This window comes from Dysgonomonas sp. UBA7630 (genome assembly GCF_002483985.1).
In the GTDB taxonomy this organism is placed as follows: domain Bacteria; phylum Bacteroidota; class Bacteroidia; order Bacteroidales; family Dysgonomonadaceae; genus Dysgonomonas.
Map to the genome: position 1 here is coordinate 26,930 of NZ_DLIY01000011.1, position 19,263 is coordinate 46,192.

The 19,263-nt window shown below is 38.0% G+C and carries 10 protein-coding genes; 6 read left to right on the forward strand and 4 right to left on the reverse strand.

The window, feature by feature from the left end:
- Nucleotides 1-9 precede the first annotated feature (9 nt).
- The 3 genes from ilvN to ilvD form a co-directional block, all read right to left on the reverse strand.
- Nucleotides 10-567: an acetolactate synthase small subunit gene (gene ilvN / locus B3P17_RS03545; RefSeq protein WP_006843975.1), complete on the reverse strand. Its 558-nt coding sequence runs from the start codon at nucleotides 565-567 to the stop codon at nucleotides 10-12.
- Between the two features lie 68 nt (nucleotides 568-635).
- On the reverse strand, nucleotides 636-2,339 hold the full coding sequence (ilvB, locus tag B3P17_RS03550; protein ID WP_252637424.1) for a biosynthetic-type acetolactate synthase large subunit: 1,704 nt from the start codon (nucleotides 2,337-2,339) through the stop codon (nucleotides 636-638).
- A gap of 26 nt (nucleotides 2,340-2,365) precedes the next feature.
- Nucleotides 2,366-4,195: a dihydroxy-acid dehydratase gene (ilvD, locus tag B3P17_RS03555; RefSeq protein WP_252637423.1), complete on the reverse strand. Its 1,830-nt coding sequence runs from the start codon at nucleotides 4,193-4,195 to the stop codon at nucleotides 2,366-2,368.
- 734 nt (nucleotides 4,196-4,929) lie between these two features.
- Here ilvD and mfd point away from each other — a divergent pair.
- The gene (mfd, locus tag B3P17_RS03560; RefSeq protein ID WP_291103597.1) at nucleotides 4,930-8,121 is read left to right on the forward strand and encodes a transcription-repair coupling factor; all 3,192 of its coding nucleotides are present in this window, start codon (nucleotides 4,930-4,932) and stop codon (nucleotides 8,119-8,121) included.
- Between the two features lie 56 nt (nucleotides 8,122-8,177).
- Here the strand turns inward: mfd and B3P17_RS03565 are convergent, their stop codons facing one another.
- Entirely contained in the window at nucleotides 8,178-8,780 is a 603-nt protein-coding gene (locus B3P17_RS03565) for a SagB/ThcOx family dehydrogenase (protein WP_252637422.1), read from the reverse strand.
- Nucleotides 8,781-8,980: 200 nt separating this feature from the next.
- Between B3P17_RS03565 and B3P17_RS03570 the strand changes: the two genes are divergently transcribed.
- The 5 genes from B3P17_RS03570 (at nucleotide 8,981) to B3P17_RS03590 (ending at nucleotide 19,248) form a co-directional block, all read left to right on the forward strand.
- Nucleotides 8,981-10,222, forward strand: a complete 1,242-nt coding sequence (locus tag B3P17_RS03570; protein WP_291103399.1) for a DUF4105 domain-containing protein — start codon at nucleotides 8,981-8,983, stop codon at nucleotides 10,220-10,222.
- Nucleotides 10,219-11,817, forward strand: a complete 1,599-nt coding sequence (locus tag B3P17_RS03575; protein ID WP_291103401.1) for an alkaline phosphatase family protein — start codon at nucleotides 10,219-10,221, stop codon at nucleotides 11,815-11,817. Before B3P17_RS03570 ends, B3P17_RS03575 begins: the two co-directional genes overlap by 4 nt.
- 46 nt (nucleotides 11,818-11,863) lie before the next feature.
- A complete protein-coding gene (secA, locus tag B3P17_RS03580; RefSeq protein WP_291103404.1) occupies nucleotides 11,864-15,142 on the forward strand; it encodes a preprotein translocase subunit SecA in 3,279 nt (1,092 codons plus the stop codon).
- A gap of 190 nt (nucleotides 15,143-15,332) precedes the next feature.
- Nucleotides 15,333-17,933, forward strand: coding sequence for a DNA gyrase subunit A (gene gyrA, locus B3P17_RS03585; protein WP_252637415.1), 2,601 nt, complete (start codon nucleotides 15,333-15,335; stop codon nucleotides 17,931-17,933).
- A 22-nt stretch (nucleotides 17,934-17,955) separates the two neighbouring features.
- On the forward strand, nucleotides 17,956-19,248 hold the full coding sequence (locus B3P17_RS03590; RefSeq protein WP_252637413.1) for a tetratricopeptide repeat protein: 1,293 nt from the start codon (nucleotides 17,956-17,958) through the stop codon (nucleotides 19,246-19,248).
- The last annotated feature ends 15 nt before the right edge of the window (nucleotides 19,249-19,263 follow it).

Below are 19,263 nucleotides of genomic sequence, written 5' to 3' on the forward strand. Positions count from 1 at the left end.
ATGGATATATTAATTTGTGTCTTGCGATTTATGTCTTTTATCTAACTCCGCTAGCATGTCGCTTAATCTCTCAACTTTCGATTTTGTAATCGCTATCCGACCCGAACGTATAAATTGCAGAACCCCAATACTTTTACTCAGTTCTTCGAATAGATCTTGAGTCTCTTTATAGTGTCCTGTTTTTTCTAAAACAACACAGTTTTCATTTATGTCGAGAATATGCGCATTATGTTTGCGGATAAGCTCTTCTACCGATTCTATCTTAAGAAAATCGGGAGTAGATAGTTTATAGAGAGCTATTTCTTGATGAATAAGCTCTTCATCGGTATTGTAATACGCTTTCAGTACATCTACTCGCTTATCTATCTGAAGTACAACCTTTTTTACAACATCTTCGTCACAAAAAACTGTGATGGTAAACTTATGTATGCCTTCTAAGGCTGAAGCAGAAACAGATAGAGTCTCAATATTCAATTGACGACGAACGAATACACTGGTTACCTGACTTAACAGACCAACGGTATTCTCTGAAAATATAGTTATCGTATATAATGTTTTATCTTGCATAAGATTTATTTTTACAACTGTAATATTAGACAGTTTCAAATTTAACGAATCTCATCAATATAATGAACTTATTCGTTCCCTAATAATATATTTGTAACGCAAGTACCGGCAGGAACCATCGGGTAAACCATGCCTTTAACCTCTACCTGTACGTCTAGCAAATAAGCGCCTTTGTGATTCAGCATTTCTTTTATTGCTCCGTCCAATTCATTGCGGTCGTCCACCTTCTTTGCCGGAATATTGTATGCTTCAGCTATTTTCACAAAATCAGGATTATTCATCCGGGTTTCAGAATATCTTTCATCAAAGAATAATTCTTGCCACTGACGTACCATTCCCAAGAAGTGGTTGTTCAATATAATGATCTTAACGTCAACGTTATATTGCATGATCGTACCTAACTCCTGTATGGTCATCTGAATACCTCCATCACCAACAAAAAGGCATACAGTGCGATCGGGCGTTCCGTATTTTGCACCTATCGCAGCAGGTAATCCAAAGCCCATTGTGCCCAGCCCTCCTGATGTAACCACACTACGGCTTTGGTTGTACTTGAAGTAGCGTACAGCCATCATCTGATGTTGACCTACATCCGTAACCAATACAGCATCGTGGTTTGTAGCTTCGGATACTTTATTGATAACTTCACCCATCTTCAACTGTCCCGATGTCGGATATAGTTCGCTATCTATGACAACGTCGTACTCTCTTTGGTAACATGCTTTAAACTCTCCAAGCCATTCGCTATGCGTGGCAGGAGTTAGTAATTCTGTCACCTTTGGTAGCGTATCCTTTACATCTCCCAGTACACGTGCTGTAACAGATACATTCTTGTTTATTTCAGCTTTATCTATATCAAAGTGGATTACTTTTGCTTGTTTTGCGTACGTCTTAAGATCTCCCGTTACACGGTCGTCGAAACGCATGCCAATACCAATAAGTACATCACATTCGTTTGTTTTCTGATTAGGCCCAACATTGCCATGCATACCTAGCATTCCAATCTGTAAAGGATGGTCGGAGGGTATGGCAGATAGTCCCAATACCGTAGATGCCGCAGGAATGCCGGCCTTTTCGAGAAAAGCAAGCAATTCTTTTTCTGCTCCACCCAAAATAACACCCTGTCCCACAAGTGCTAGAGGTTTTTTTGCACTGTTTATTATTTGGGCAGCTACTTCCATTTCTGATAGTTTTACTTCGGGTTTAGGCTGATAGCTACGGATAAAATCAACTTTTTTGTATTCCGATTTATCCATTTGCCCAAACTGAGCATCTTTGGTTATATCCAGAACTACCGGTCCGGGTCTTCCTGTTGACGCTATATAGAATGCCCTAGCTACTGCCGATGGGATATCTTCGGCTCTGCGAATCTGATATGCCCATTTGCATACAGGCTGTGTAATGCCTACTACATCTGCTTCCTGAAAGGCATCACTTCCTAGTAAGGAAGAAGCAACCTGCCCGGATATAACAACTATAGGTGTGCTATCTATCATTGCATCAGCAATTCCTGTTACGGTATTGGTTGCACCGGGACCCGAGGTTACCAGCGCAACGCCAACTTTACCTGAAGTGCGAGCAAACCCTTGAGCAGCATGCGTAGCACCTTGTTCGTGGCGAACAAGAATATGATTTATTTTATCTTTATAATGATATAAACTGTCAAATACGGGCATTATGGCTCCGCCCGGATACCCGAATATGGTATCTACACCTTCACTCAACAAAGATTGAATAAGGGCTTCACTTCCTGTAATTTTATTTTTATCCATGATATTTGTCTCTATTTTGTGCTGTATTATTCAATGATTCTTATTCCACCTAAATCGGCCGAACTAACCATGCTTGCATAAGCGCGCAATGCTTTGGATACCGTACGATTACGATTTGGTTTGAATGCATCTTTACCTTTGGCAAGCTCCTCTTGTCGGCGTGCTTCCAGTTCTGCATCGGATATGCGTACATCGATAGAACGATTCGGAATATCTATATCTATAATATCTCCGTCTTTAACCAAGCCGATAGCGCCACCTGATGCAGCTTCGGGAGAAACGTGTCCAATAGAAAGACCTGATGTTCCACCCGAGAAGCGTCCGTCTGTAATAAGGGCGCATTCTTTACCCAGATGCTTAGATTTGATATATGATGTAGGGTAGAGCATTTCTTGCATACCCGGTCCTCCTTTAGGTCCTTCGTATGTGATGACAACAACATCGCCGGCTTGTACATCGCCTTTCAATATTCCTTCACATGCTGCATCCTGAGAGTGGAAAACTTTGGCTGTTCCCGAAAATTTGAATATGCTTTCATCTACACCCGCAGTTTTTACAACACATCCATTCAGGGCGATGTTACCTTTCAGTATAGCCAATCCTCCGTCTTTGGTATATGCATGCTCCATACTGCGGATACAGCCGTTTTCTCTGTCGGTATCGAGAGTAGCGTAGCTACTGTTTTGAGAGCCCATTACAAGATTAAACTTATTTCCGGGTGCTGATTTATATAAATCCTCGGCGGCTTTTTCCGGATTAGCTTTTGTTATATCATATTTGTCTATAGCTTCAGCAAGAGAAAGTCCGTCGATTCGTGAAACGGCAGTATTAATCAACCCACCTTTATTCAATTCGTTCAAAATACCAAGTATCCCTCCTGCACGGTTGACATCTTGTATATGGTATTTTTGAGTATTAGGAGCTACTTTGCACAAACATGGTGTTTTGCGCGACAGTTTGTCTATATCGTCCATTGTGAAGTCTACTTCGCCTTCTTGTGCTATAGCTAGCAGGTGAAGGATTGTATTTGTAGAACCTCCCATTGCTATATCTAATGTCATAGCATTAAGAAAAGCCGTTTTGGTAGCTATATTTCTGGGAAGTACCGATTCATCACCGTCTCTGTAATAACGATAAGCATTATTTACAATCTGTTTTGCAGCATCCTGGAATAATTTCGATCGGTTTGCATGCGTGGCAACGATTGTTCCATTGCCCGGTAATGCAAGCCCTATGGCTTCGTTCAGGCAGTTCATCGAGTTAGCTGTAAACATGCCCGAACAAGATCCGCATGTAGGACATGCCGCACGTTCTATGGCGTTTACTTCTTTATCGGAAACGGTATCATCCGCAGCTTTTATCATCGCATCTATCAGGTCGAGGTGTTTATTGTCAAGCTCTCCTGCTTCCATTGGTCCTCCGGATACAAATACAGTTGGGATGTTTAATCTCATTGCTGCCATCAGCATACCGGGAGTGATCTTGTCACAATTGCTGATACATACCATTGCATCTGCTTTGTGAGCATTCACCATATATTCTACACTATCTGCAATCAAGTCTCGTGATGGAAGAGAATATAACATTCCATCGTGTCCCATGGCAATACCATCGTCTATAGCTATGGTATTAAATTCGGCAGCAAAGCATCCCAAAGCTTCAATTTCTGCTTTTACTTTCTGACCTATATCATGAAGGTGTACGTGTCCCGGGACAAATTGAGTAAATGAATTGACGATAGCAATGAGAGGTTTTCCCATTTGTTCTTCTTTCATGCCATTGGCTCTCCATAGGGCTCTAGCCCCGGCCATACGCCGTCCTTGTGTACTAGTCGAACTTCTTAATTCAAATCCCATAACAATTATACATACAGTTAAAAAAAAACCTTTCCCATTGAATGAGAAAGGCCTATGTTAATTTCCTTATTATATACTTAACTTAATATACATACCTTTCTCATTTATTCTGACCGACGAGGAGAATATCAATGAGACTGAGGATATGTAAAAAGCAATTTGTCATTATTTCGCTATAAAAGTGATCACAAAGTTATAAACTTTTTTTTAAAAACAAATTTTATCCCATTTTTTTTAAGTTGACTAGGAAACTAGTCATTAAATATCTCTTAATAGATCGGCTTCAGCACTTGTAATTGATGTTACAATATTCGTGTAAAATTGTCTAATGGTAGAGGTTTTCGAGTGTGTATAAAGTGACAGTATAAAACCTCTATAAAAAGTGTCACTTTTGTNNTTTGTCACCTTTTGTTTGTATGTTATTTATATTTAGTATGTTGTGTTTTGTGTGGTTTGTCACTTTTTGAGAGCAATATTTACATTGAGTTGATATGAGGTATTAAATGTTTAGGATTGATAAAATTTATATATTATATCCATATTATAAACACGTTGCAAATACAACACAACAATAATTTTATTAATTTTGCATCCCAATTAAATTTTTTACAGTGCTAAAATTATCCATACTACAACAGATTTTTGAGACTCACAAAAATATACCCGCAATAATAGATTTATTGTCTAAGCATAAAGATATCTATGTTAAAGGTTTGCAGGGTTCGTCAGCGTCTATGTTTGCTACAGCTTTGTTTCATAAGACAGATAGCTGCTATTTGTTTGTGCTAAACGACTTAGAAAGTGCGGGGTATTTTTATCATGACTTGAATCAGATTTTAGACTCAGATAAAGTTTTATTCTTTCCTTCGGCATACAAACGGGCGATAAAGTACGGACAGATAGATGCNNTCCGTACCGAGGTCATGGGACAGTTACAGGTTGAAGATAAAAACCTGATAATCGTAACATATCCGGAAGCTTTAGCCGAAAAGGCTGTAGCTAAAGATATACTAAAGAAAAATACGATACAGATGTCGGTGGATGAAGAGATCGATCGTAATTTCGTGTCAGAGATGTTGGATAGTTTTGGATTTGAATACGTTGATTATGTGTATGAACCCGGACAATATGCTATCAGGGGAAGTATACTGGACGTTTTTTCTTTTTCGAGCGAATATCCTTATCGTATCGACTTTTTTGGAGATGAAGTGAGTACAATACGAACCTTTGATATCGAAACACAGTTGTCGAAAGAGAAACTAAAGCAGATACAGATTATCCCTGACATGCAAAAGTCGAATATGGATCGGGAGTCGTTGTTGAAACTGATTCCAAAGGATACGGTTATTGCATTCAAGGATTTTGTATGGGCTAGCGACAAAGTAGAGAGTGTATATAATGATTCTACTATTTTAGATAATCCTGAATATGAGAAAGATTTACAAAATAAGTTGACGTTAAGGGGTGAATATGATGCCTTGGTAAAGGGATTCAAGCATATTCATTTCGGGAATAAAATACAGGCAGAAGCTGTTGTCGAATTCAAAACAGATATACAGCCTTCGTTTCATAAAAACTTTGACCTGATCACTGAAACTCTTCACAAATATCTTGATAAAGAATATACTATATATATATTAAGTGATAGTGAAAAGCAACAGAAACGACTAAAGTCTATTTTTGAAGACAGGGGAGATAATATCAATTTTACATCTGTGGAGAGGACTCTATCAGAAGGGTTTATTGACGAAACTTTAAAAATTTGCTGTTTTACCGATCACCAGGTTTTTGACCGTTATCATAAATATAACCTTAAATCCGATAGGGTACGTTCTGGGAAGTTTGCTCTTTCTTTAAAGGAGCTTCAACAGTTTCAGATAGGAGATTATATCGTACATATCGATCATGGTGTAGGTCAATTTGGAGGCCTTGTGCGGTCTGATATGAATGGAAAGATGCAGGAGTTAATAAAACTCATTTACTTGAACAATGACGTTATCTTTGTTTCCCTGCACTCTTTACATAAAATATCAAAATATAGAGGCAAGGAAGGCGAACCGCCACGTATCAATAAATTAGGTACAGGGGCATGGAATAAGATTAAGGAGAAGACTAAAAATAAAGTAAAAGACATTGCCCGCGACCTGATACAGCTATACGCCAAACGCCGACAAGAAGAAGGGTTTAGCTTCGCTCCCGATTCTTTTCTACAGCATGAGCTCGAAGCTTCATTTATTTATGAAGATACCCCCGATCAGGTAAAAGCAACTGCTGATGTAAAACTTGATATGGAGAACAGTAAACCCATGGATCGCTTGATTTGCGGCGATGTTGGGTTTGGAAAAACAGAAGTATCTATTCGGGCTGCATTTAAGGCCGTAACAGATAATAAGCAAGTTGCAGTATTGGTTCCTACAACAGTTTTAGCCTATCAGCACTATCAAACATTTAAAGAGAGGCTTAAAGACTTTCCTTGCCGTGTAGAATATATCAGCAGGGCACGGTCGGCAGGACAAATTAAAGAGGTTCTAAACGATTTAAAGGAGGGAAAAGTTGATATACTGATTGGCACGCATCGCATTGTTGGCAAAGATATTCAGTTTAAAGATTTGGGCTTGCTTATAATAGACGAAGAGCAAAAGTTTGGTGTTGCTGTAAAAGAGAAATTGAAACAAATGAAGTCCAATGTGGATACTTTAACGATGACAGCTACACCTATTCCACGTACATTGCAGTTTTCGTTAATGGGAGCAAGGGATTTATCTGCAATAACAACGCCTCCGCCAAACAGATATCCGATACAGACTGAAGTACACACATTCGATCCGTTGATTATTCGTGAAGCGATAGAGTTTGAAATGAGCCGTAACGGGCAGGTATTCTTTATCAATAACAGGATAAAGAATATACATGAACTTGAAGATATAATAAAGAGAGAGGTTCCTGATGCTCGTATTGCTGTTGGGCATGGACAAATGGATCCCGCCAAGCTGGAATCGATTATTATAGACTTTGTAAACCAAGAATATGACGTATTGATAGCAACTTCAATAGTAGAGTCGGGTATTGATATTCCTAATGCAAATACGATAATAATAAACAATGCTCAGAATTTTGGTTTGAGCGATCTGCATCAATTGCGTGGACGTGTTGGACGAAGCAATAAGAAGGCTTTTGCATATCTATTAGCACCCCCGTTACATACCTTGACTCCTGAGGCTAGAAGACGATTGCAAGCAATTGAGAACTTCTCCGAACTGGGTCATGGATTCCACATTGCTATGCAGGATTTGGATATTCGTGGAGCCGGAAATCTACTTGGTGCAGAACAGAGTGGTTTTATTGCAGATTTAGGATATGAAGTTTATCAGAAAATATTGACGGAAGCAGTCAATGAGCTCAAAAATGATGAGTTTGCAGAACTCTATCATAAGGCTGATGAAGATAATAAGATTTCGGGAGAAAACTTTGTTGATGATGTTCAGATAGAAAGTGATCTTGAACTTTTGTTCCCGACTCTTTATATACCAAATGATTCGGAACGTATTACACTCTATCGGGAGCTCGATAATATGGAGAAAGAGTCGGATATAATGCAATTTACAGAGCGTCTCGAAGATCGTTTCGGAAAAATTCCACCCGAAGGTCGAGAGTTGATTCTGGTAGTTCGGCTTCGATCTATAGCCAAAACGCTGGGCATCGAAAAGGTTGTTTTAAAAAATGGACGAATGAGTTTATTCTTGGTTACAAATTCGGAGTCACCATACTATCAGTCGAAAGCGTTCGATAAATTACTCAATTACATCCAGAAGTATCCTCGTAAGTGTGAATTGAAAGACAGGAACGGAAGGCGTTCGGTGAGTATACAGAGCATTCCAAATGTAGAGACTGCTTGTATGGTATTATCAGAAATAAACGGGCTGTAAGCAAAAAAAGAGAAAAGCTTACGCCTTTCTCTTCTATGCTTCTATAAATTTGATATTTACTTAATGTATCCTACTGGTTGAACGAATGTTATTTCTTGTTTGTCAGTAAGTTTCAATGTATTATGTAGGTCAGGGCGAGTAAATGATCCTCTTGCTACAGAACCTAAACCTACTGAAGCGCAATACAAGTATACATTCTGAGCAATAAACCCACTGTCGATAAATCCGGCTTCTCGATTAGATGCTTTATCCATATTTGCCACATAGATCAGAGTTAATGAGGCATTGTCTGAAATGTTTGGCTGTCCGAGTGCCTTTCTGAAATCGCCTTTCTCTTGCATTTTTAGTATGTTATCCTTAGCATCATAAATATATATACCTGAGCTGAGCATTACATACACATCAACTTCCTGACGGTTTTGAGATGAAGGGACTGTTCGTTTATCCTCTCTGTTGAAGCCATAAGCAGCCCAAAGAAGGTCGGATAGGGTTTGGGCCGGCATTTCTTTATATTCGAATGATCTATGAGACTGACGTTCATTCAGGGCCTCCATCAAGGGTTTTCCTCCTGTTTTGGTTGGAGAAACTAATTGTATATCCTGGGCAGAGACACAATTTATTAAACAAAATAACGCAAGGGCTAATAAACCTTTTTTCATAATTGTAACCTAATTTTATAATTAACAGAAACAAAAATATAGAATTATATTCGTTTATAAACTCTTGTTTTTGAATTAAGTTCTTTGTGTAACTCTTGTTTTTAAGTAAAATTCACAACTTGAAATAAAATATATATACTTATAAATAAATTCTATCGCTTATTGTTTTATATTTGTGAATAAAATCCGCTAATAATACAATGCGAAACCTATTCTTTATTGTTTTTTTGATCATAGCATCCTTTTCGCAGGGATTACGGTCACAGCAGAATGCATTCCGGTCGCCCATAACTCTTAGTGATACAGCTCAAATAAGTTTACTGACTAGTTCTGCTTGGGAAAAAGAGATATATGCTCTATTTGGGCATACGGCTATTCGGGTTTGTGATACAACACAACATTTAGATGTAGTGTTCAACTACGGCTTATTTGACTTCAATAGTGATAATTTCATATATAGGTTTGTCAAGGGAGAAACTTACTATATGGTTGGTTCTATACCTTTCAAGTATTACATAGAAGAGTATGGACAAAGAGGTGTAGGAGTTACCGAGCAGGTTTATAATTTGACTCTGAAGGAAAAGCAAGAGACATTTGATGCTTTAGCTCAAAACTCTAGTCCCGAAAACAGGGAGTATCTTTATAACTTCTTCTATGATAACTGTGCTACTCGACCTCGTGATATCGTAGAGAAATATGTACAGGGAGAAATAGAATACACTCCAACTGATAAGCAACAAACATACAGAGACCTAGTGTGGGAGTGCGTTGGAATACAGCCATGGACTAAATTTGGTATAGATATCATAATTGGAGCAGATGCTGATAAGGTAATCACAGACAAACAAAAGGATTTTTTACCGGCTTATTTGATGAAAGCCAACGAAGGGGCTCGCATTAAAAATACTGATGGGACATATCGAAACTTCATTTTAAAAGAGCACCAACTTTTGACGCCACAAGAATTAGTTTTATCAGAAAGTCACATACAACCACTGTATGCGGGTTGTATTTTGTTGTTGATTACTATACTCTTGTCTTTCTTAGTCTATAAAAAAAGGTGGTTTACATTAGGACAAATTTATGATACACTGTTGTTTATTGTAGCAGGAATTGGAGGATGTGTAATTTTCTTTTTGATGTTCTTTTCCATTCATCCATGTGTTAATCCAAACTGGAATATAGTGTGGTTAAATCCGCTTCAATTAATCGTTGCTTGTTTATTCTTTGTAAAATCACTTTCAAAATTCATAAGTTGTTATCATTTTATTAACTTTGTAGCACTTTTGGCTTTTCTTTTGGCATGGTGTTTGATACCACAACAATTAGAGATAGCCTTTATCCCATTCATCTTATCGTTGTGTATAAGATCGGGGATGAATATTTTACAACTTAAAAAGTTAAAGAAAAGAGCTGATTATAGCTTGCCTAGGCGAAAATGATAAGAATACTAACCTCTTTAGTTGCAGTATTAACCATAACATCTGTTCAGGCACAGACTTCTGTTCACGAGGTGCCGAAATTGGTGATTGGCATAACTATTGATCAGCTGAGAGGTGATTATCTCGAACTCTTTCAAGGTTCGTTTTCTGAAAGGGGCTTTAAACGTCTCTTGAATGAAGGACTGGTATATCAGAATATAAAATTTGATTTTCCAAATTTAGACGATGCCTCTGCAATTGCCACTATATACACTGGTGCTTCACCTTTTTATCATGGTATCGTAGGAAATAAAAAGTACATTGTAGCTAAGAAGCAAGAGGTCTCGACATTTACAGATGAAGCTTTCTTAGGTAACTATACACAGGATAAAGTTTCTCCTTTGGCTATCAAAACCTCTACTATAACAGATGAGTTGAAGATGGCATCGCAAGGAAAATCTGACGTATACTCCTTTGCACCCCAAATAGCTCAAGCTTTGATATCATCCGGCAAAAGAGGCAATTCTGCTTTCTGGATAGATGACTATACCGGCAAATGGGCTTCAACTACTTATTATAAAGATTTTTATTGGTCGGTAGATCAGGATAATCGTAGTACAACAAACTTTGCATCTAAGGTTTGGAGTATGTATTGGCGTCCTTCTAAGGAAGTTAGTACCTATAAGGCTTTTCCTTATGAACAAAGCGAATCGTCTTTCCAGCACTTTATGGGAGGAGATAAGCAGACTTATATTTTAGCAAAACAAATTCCTGTTGTAAATGAAAATGTAAGGTCTTCGGCTATGACTTTGCTTTCTAAAGCAGAATTAGGAAAACGCACTAATCCTGACTTTTTGTCTTTGACATTCTATGCAGGGAACTTTCCGGGAGTTTCTGATTACTCATACGAAATTCAAGATATTTATAGCTGCCTTGACAAAGAAATAGAAAAGTTGTTAGACGAAGTAGAGATGACTGTGGGTCTTAAAAATACATTGATCTTTGTCACATCTACCGGATATTATAATTCGTCGGAACATACAACGTCCACAGCTTTATCAAATTCAAATATCCCTGAAAATAAATTCTATGTCAATCGCTGCGAAGCCTTGCTGAATATGTACCTAATGGCTATATATGGCAGAGATGGGCAATGGGTTGATAAATTCTATAAAGGGCAGGTTTATCTGAATAGAGAACTGATAAAGAGTAAAAATATATCATTACAAGAAATACAGGAAAAAGCGGCAGAGTTTGTTTCTGAATTTACCGGCGTGCAAGAAGTATATACTTCATATCAAATACAGCACGGTCAGTGGAATCCTGTAATGGAATATTATAAGAATGGCTATACTAAAGAGAACTCTGGCGATCTATTTGTCGAATTACAGCCCGGCTATAAAATCGTAAACGAGCAAGATGCTTCATTTAAAGAAAAACAGACTCGTAATAATGCGATTGTAAGCCCTGTAATTTTCTTTGGCAATAATATTAAGCCCGCCAGAATAAGAAGGACGATTAAAGCTACAGAAATAGCTCCTTCGGTAACATATATAATGCGTATAAGGTCTCCTAATGGAGCAAAAGAAGAGCCTTTACCGGAGTTAATTTGGTAGTACAATAAAACAAACAAAATAAAAAGAAAATAAACTAACTAAATATATGGGATTCGCTGACATTTTAACATCATTATTCGGAAATAAGTCTCAAAGAGACTTAAAAGAAATCAATCCGTATGTAGACCGTATCAAAGCTGTATATCCTTCTATCGAACGTCTGTCACACGATGAATTACGTGCAAAGACAATGGAGATCAGACAAAAAGTTCAGGAGTACGTAGCAGCAGAAAAGAATAAAATAGCAGAACTCAAAGCCAATATCGAATCACTGGATATTGATCAACGTGAGGATGTGTGGGTAGAAGTAGATAAGCTGGAAAAAGAAATAACAGACAAGTATGAGAAAGTATTAGACGAAGTACTTCCCGAAGCTTTTTCTATTGTAAAAGAGACCGCTCGCCGTTTGACGGAGAATGAAGAGATTATAGTTACAGCCACAGAGTTTGATAGAGAGTTGGCTGTAGATCATGATTTCGTGCGTATTGAGGGAGATAAAGCTATATATCAAAATCACTGGCAAGCAGGAGGTACAGAAATACAATGGAATATGATTCATTATGATGTACAGTTGTTTGGTGGTGTTGTGCTTCATAAAGGTAAAATCGCCGAAATGGCAACAGGGGAAGGTAAAACCCTGGTAGGTACTTTGCCTGTATTCCTTAATGCACTTACTGGTAATGGTGTGCATGTGGTTACGGTGAATGATTATCTGGCAAAACGTGACTCTGAGTGGATGGGGCCAATTTACATGTTTAATGGACTTTCTGTAGATTGTATCGATAAACATCAGCCTAACTCAGAAGGCCGTCGTAAAGCATATCAAGCAGATATTACTTTCGGGACAAACAATGAGTTTGGTTTCGATTATCTACGTGACAATATGGCAATCAATCCGTCAGATCTTGTTCAACGCAAGCATAACTATGCGATCGTTGACGAGGTTGACTCCGTATTGATTGACGATGCTCGTACCCCATTGATTATTTCCGGGCCTGTACCTAGGGGTGAACAACAGTTGTTTGAAGAATTTCGTCCACGTGTAGAGATTATCGTAAAAGCACAACGAGATCTTTGTACTAAATTACTAGCTGAAGCAAAAGCAAAAATGGCTTCCAGTGATAAGAAAGAGCAAGAAGAAGGGTCGTTGTTGTTATATCGTTCATTTAAGGGCTTACCTAAAAATAAGCCTCTTATCAAGTTCCTTAGTGAACCGGGTATAAAGGCATCTATGTTGAAGACTGAAGAGCACTATATGAGCGAACAAATGCGTAATATGCATATTGTTACAGATGATCTTTATTTCACTATAGATGAAAAAAATAACAGCATAGAGCTCACAGATAAAGGTATCGATTTGCTTACAGGTAATTCTGATGACCCACTGTTCTTTGTTTTGCCTGATATCGGGTCTTTATTATCTGACTTAGAAAATCAATCGCTTACTGACAGTCAAAAAGCAGAAAAGAAAGATGAGTTGATGCAAAACTACTCTATCAAGTCGGAACGAGTACATACAGTCAATCAATTGTTAAAAGCTTATGCTTTATTCGATAGAGATGATGAGTATGTGGTTATCGATAATAAGGTAATGATTGTTGATGAGCAAACAGGACGTATTATGGATGGTCGCCGCTATTCGGACGGATTGCACCAAGCGATAGAGGCTAAAGAGCGTGTTAAAGTAGAAGCTGCAACACAGACATTTGCACCTATTACATTACAGAACTATTTCCGTATGTATCACAAGCTTTCGGGTATGACCGGTACAGCTGAGACGGAAGCAGGTGAGTTGTGGAACATCTACAAATTAGATGTGGTTGTAATTCCTACCAATAGACCGATTGCGCGTAAAGATATGAATGACCGTATATATAAAACAAAACGTGAAAAATATACAGCGGTTATACAAGAAATAGAAAAACTAGTAGAAGAAGGCCGTGCTGTACTTGTGGGTACAACATCTGTCGAAATCTCTGAGTTGCTGGGTAAGATGCTTACCATGCGTAAGATAAAGCATAATGTATTGAATGCTAAGTTGCACCAGCGTGAAGCTGAAGTTGTAGCTCTTGCCGGACAACCGGGAGCTGTTACTATAGCAACAAACATGGCCGGTCGTGGTACTGACATCAAGCTTGCGCCAAGTGTGAAAGAAGCAGGCGGGTTGGCGATTATCGGTACAGAAAGGCATGAGTCTCGTCGCGTTGACCGTCAGTTGAGAGGTCGTGCAGGGCGTCAGGGTGACCCGGGTTCATCTGTATTCTATATCTCGTTAGAGGATGATTTGATGCGTTTGTTTGCATCGGAACGTATTGCCGGAATGATGGATCGTATGGGCTTTAAAGAAGGAGAAATGCTTGAGCATAATATGCTTAGCAAATCTGTAGAAAGAGCTCAGAAGAAAGTTGAAGAAAATAACTTTGGTATCCGTAAACGTTTGTTGGAATATGATGATGTAATGAATTCTCAACGCGAAGTTGTGTACAAACGTCGTCGCCATGCTCTTATGGGAGAACGTATTGGTATCGATATTGTTAATATGATATATGATACAGCAGTCAGTCTTACAGAACAACATGCCGATAATCTTGACTATGAGGGTCTAAAGGTTGATATGCTACGCTTATTTACAACAGATCCTCCTGTTGATGAAGCTACATTCCGTTCTACCAAGCCTGATACATTGACCGATATGATATACGATAAGGCTATCCAGAACTTCAAACATAAGATGGATCGTTTAGCTGAAATTGCTAATCCGGTAATCAAGCAAGTATACGAAGAGCAAGGTGATAAGTTTGAGAACATTCTTATTCCTATCTCAGATGGCAGACGTGTTTATAATATCTCTTGTAATCTGAAAGAGGCATACGAAACACAATCAAAAGATGTAATCAAAGCTTTTGAAAAATCAATAGTCCTCCATACAATCGATGAAGAATGGAAAGAGCATCTTCGTGAGATGGATGATTTGCGTCAATCTGTTCAGAATGCCAGCTACGAACAAAAAGACCCATTATTGATCTATAAACTTGAATCTTTCAATCTGTTTAAGAGTATGTTAAACAGCATAAATAGTAAAGCTGTAACAATTCTTATGCGTGGACAGATCCCTGTTCGTGAACCGGAACAAGTACGNNGTACCGAACGGAATGAGATAGAAGATGGACAACAAAGAGCTTCGGCTCCCGGTCAAGGGCAGGCAGCTCAGGAAAGACCCAAAGTGACAGCGCCTATACAAGTAGATAAAAAACCGGGGCGCAATGATCCTTGTTTTTGTGGCAGTGGAAAAAAATATAAAAACTGTCATGGAAGGAATGAATAATCGAAAGTAAATACTTGATATATTTAATAATGAAAAGCCCGACAAGTAAGTTTCTGTCGGGCTTTTTTTATGTTATTATGTTTTCTAATACAAACAAAATTTGTATCTTAGCATGTTTTTTAATTGTCAGAAAAACAAAGTGTAAATGTACTTTACAAATATTTGAAAATAAAAATTTTAACTTAAGATAATGGCAGAAACAGAGGACAGAATTATCAGGATCAATATTGAAGACGAAATGAAGTCGGCTTATATCGACTATTCTATGTCAGTAATTGTATCCCGTGCATTACCCGATGTAAGAGATGGATTTAAGCCTGTTCATCGTCGTATCCTTTATGGTATGAGTGAGTTAGGTAATACATCAAACAAACCGCACAAGAAATCCGCAAGGATTGTAGGGGAAGTGTTAGGTAAATATCACCCACATGGAGACTCTTCTGTCTATTTTGCAATGGTGCGTATGGCTCAAGAATGGAGCATGCGTTACCTTTTGGTAGATGGACAGGGTAATATGGGGAGTGTAGATGGTGATAGTCCCGCCGCCATGCGTTATACAGAGGCCAGGTTAAGTCGTTTGGCCGAAGAGATGCTAAAAGATATTGACAAGGAAACTGTTGATTTTCAATTAAACTTCGACGATACGTTGCAAGAGCCGACAGTGCTTCCAACACGTATACCTAATTTGCTTGTAAATGGAGCTTCGGGTATTGCTGTTGGGATGGCTACTAATATGGCTCCCCACAATATGACAGAGTCTATTGATGCTATTGTAGCTTATATAGACGATAGAGATATCGATACCGATGGTTTGATGCAATATATCAAAGCGCCTGATTTCCCATCGGGAGGGTTTATATATGGTTATCAAGGGGTAAGAGATGCTTTTGAAACAGGGCGAGGACGTGTGGTTATGCGCGGTCGTGCCGAAATAGAGACAGAAGGTAATCATGAAAAAATAGTAATTACCGAAATACCTTATCTGGTAAATAAAGCTGAATTAATCAAGCATATAGCTGACCTGGTCGGAGAAAAAAGGCTGGATGGTATCAGTAATGTTAACGACGAGTCTGACCGCCAAGGAATGCGTATCGTTGTAGATATCAAGCGTGATGCTAATGCGAATGTTGTGCTAAATAAATTGTATAAGCTTACAGCTCTACAATCTTCATTTAGTGTCAATAATATTGCTTTGGTAAAGGGACGTCCTAGAACGTTGAATCTTAAGGATATGATATCATTATTCGTTGAGCACAGAGTAGATGTTGTTATCCGCAGAACTACATACGATTTGCGTAAAGCCGAAGAGCGTGCTCATATTCTGGAAGGTTTAATTATTGCATCAGACAATATAGACGAAGTGATAGCTCTTATAAGGGCTTCAAAATCGCCTCAGGAAGCTATTGAAAGTTTAATGAATAGATTTAGTCTGACAGAGATACAGTCTCGTGCAATCGTTGAAATGCGTTTGCGTCAATTGACCGGACTGGAGCAAGATAAACTTCGTAATGAATATGACGAAATACAGAAACTAATTGCTTATCTGAACGAAATTCTATCGAACGAAGATCTTCGGATGCAGGTAATTAAAGATGAACTGATAGAAATAAAGAATAAATATGGTGATGCTCGTCGTACAGAGATTGTATATGCATCAGAAGAACTCAATCCTGAGGACTTCTATGCAAATGATGAGATGATCATAACAGTATCTCATTTCGGATATATCAAACGTACACCTCTTACCGAGTTTCGTGCACAAAACAGAGGTGGAGTAGGAGCTAAAGGTTCTGAAACACGTGACGCAGATTTTATTGAGCATATCTATCCGGCATCGATGCACAACTATATATTATTATTTACTCAAAAAGGTAAATGTTTTTGGTTGCGTGTATTTGATATTCCAGAAGGAACTAAGAATTCAAAAGGAAGGGCTATACAGAACTTGCTGAATATTGAATCGGACGATAAGGTTACGGCATTTATTCGTGTCAGAGGATTTAGTGATACTGATTACATTAATAGCCATTACCTTGTATTTTGTACAAAAGCAGGAGTTATCAAGAAAACTAGACTTGAAGCATATTCTCGTCCTCGCCAGAATGGAGTCAACGCAATTACTATTCGTGAAGATGACAGAGTGATTGAAGTCTTGATGACAGATGGAGACAGTGAAATTCTCATAGCAAATCGTAATGGACGAGCAATTCGTTTCCATGAATCAGATGTTCGTGAGATGGGGCGTACTGCTACCGGCGTGAGAGGTATGCGTATCGATGAAGATGGACAAGACGAAGTGATAGGAATGTTGGCTATGTCTAAAGAGGATCAGAAAACTCATACTATCATGGTGGTTTCAGAGCAGGGATATGGAAAACGTACTAATCTGAATGATAAAGACGAAGAAGGAAATGATCTTTTTGACGAAGATGGCAATATTATTCCTGTATATCGTATAACCAGTAGGGGAGGTAAGGGTGTTAAAACATTGAACATTACAGATAAGACCGGTAAGCTCGTTTCTATAAATAGTGTTACTGATGATAACGATTTAATGATAATTAACAAGTCTGGTATTACAATTCGTCTAAAAGTTTTAGATATTCGCACTATGGGACGTGCTACTCAGGGCGTTAGACTTATAAATTTAGGAAAACGAAACGATGAGATAGCATCTGTTTGTAAGGTCGATTCAGAAGATGAAGAGGATATCGAGATTACCGAAATAGAATTGGATGAAGATACCCAGAATAACTCAATCCTGGATGAAAATGAGGAAATAAATAACTGATATATGAACTAAAACAATAATTATGAAGCGAAGTTTATTAGTAATAACATTATGCATATTTGCAGGATTCTCTTTTGCCCAGAAAAAAGCCGTGAAAGATGCAAAATCTGCAATGAAGAACGTTGATGAAGCAAGAGAATTAATCAAACCCGCACTCACTAATCCTGAAACTGCGAATGATCCTGAAACATGGAAAATAGCAGGTGATATCGAGTACAAAGCGTTTGATGATGAACGAACTTTAGAAATGCAAAAAGAGATCACCGGTAAAGGAGGGAATGAAGAAAAGATGTATATTGGACTTTACAATATGTATGATCCATATATCAAAGCTGATGAACTAGGTCAAGTTCCAAATGAAAAAGGACAGGTAAAGAACAAGTTCAGAAAGGATATTGTTAAAAATATGAGAGATGGACACAGATTCTATATAAATGGAGGTGTGTACTATAACGAGAAGAAAGACTTTAAGAGAGCAACTGACTTTTTTGAAAGATACTGGGAGCTTCCTTCTTTAGCTATGTTTGAAGATACAAAAAATGACTTCAATACACAAGATAGTGTTTATCAGACTATCAAATATTATGCTGTTATTAGCTCTATCCAATCGGCTGATCATGAACGTTCTATCAAACTATTGAAGAAAATTATTGCTGAACCTTACGTTCAAAACAGTACTTATAAGGAAAGTGATGCATACGAACTGTTAGCAAGTGAATACCAACAAGTAAATGATAGTCTTGCGTTTGTACAAGTATTGAATGATGGTGCTAAGAAATTCCCTGGTAATAAATATTTCACACCAAACTTGATCAATGAATTCATTAGAGGAGGCAAGACGGCAGAAGCTATGGCTTATCTGGATCAAGCGATTGCTAACGATCCAAGCAATACTTGTGAATTGATAGGTGTAAAAGCATCATTGTATGCTGAGCAAAAAAATTATGCAAGTGCAGAACCTGCATATCTACAAGCTATCGCTGCTGATGCTAACTGTGAGAAAGCCCTTGAAGGCTTAGGTGTGTTGTATATACTTCAGGCTCAGGATGTAAAAGAAAAAGCTGGTCAAACAAATAGTAGAAGTGAACAAGCACAGTTAGATAAGCAAACTGCAGACTTTTACCAGAAATCTTTACCATATCTTGAAAAATATAGAGATTTGTTGAAAGCCAGAGGTGCTGATTTTGATTTAGATATCAAACCTGCATTAATGAAACTACAAAATGTATATTATAACTTGAGTCTATTGAATATAGATAAATCAGCTGAATATGAGGCAGTTCAAAAAGAGTTAGGTATATCAGATAAGCAATAATACTTATACTATAAA

Bases quoted from the DNA above. Each gene is read 5' to 3' on its own strand.
- ilvD (WP_252637423.1), bottom strand. From the start codon at position 4,195: ATGGGATTTGAATTAAGAAGTTCGACTAGTACACAAGGACGGCGTATG.
- gyrA (WP_252637415.1), top strand. From the start codon at position 15,333: ATGGCAGAAACAGAGGACAGAATTATCAGGATCAATATTGAAGACGAA.
- B3P17_RS03565 (WP_252637422.1), bottom strand. From the start codon at position 8,780: ATGAAAAAAGGTTTATTAGCCCTTGCGTTATTTTGTTTAATAAATTGT.
- B3P17_RS03575 (WP_291103401.1), top strand. From the start codon at position 10,219: ATGATAAGAATACTAACCTCTTTAGTTGCAGTATTAACCATAACATCT.
- B3P17_RS03570 (WP_291103399.1), top strand. From the start codon at position 8,981: ATGCGAAACCTATTCTTTATTGTTTTTTTGATCATAGCATCCTTTTCG.
- ilvN (WP_006843975.1), bottom strand. From the start codon at position 567: ATGCAAGATAAAACATTATATACGATAACTATATTTTCAGAGAATACC.
- B3P17_RS03590 (WP_252637413.1), top strand. From the start codon at position 17,956: ATGAAGCGAAGTTTATTAGTAATAACATTATGCATATTTGCAGGATTC.
- ilvB (WP_252637424.1), bottom strand. From the start codon at position 2,339: ATGGATAAAAATAAAATTACAGGAAGTGAAGCCCTTATTCAATCTTTG.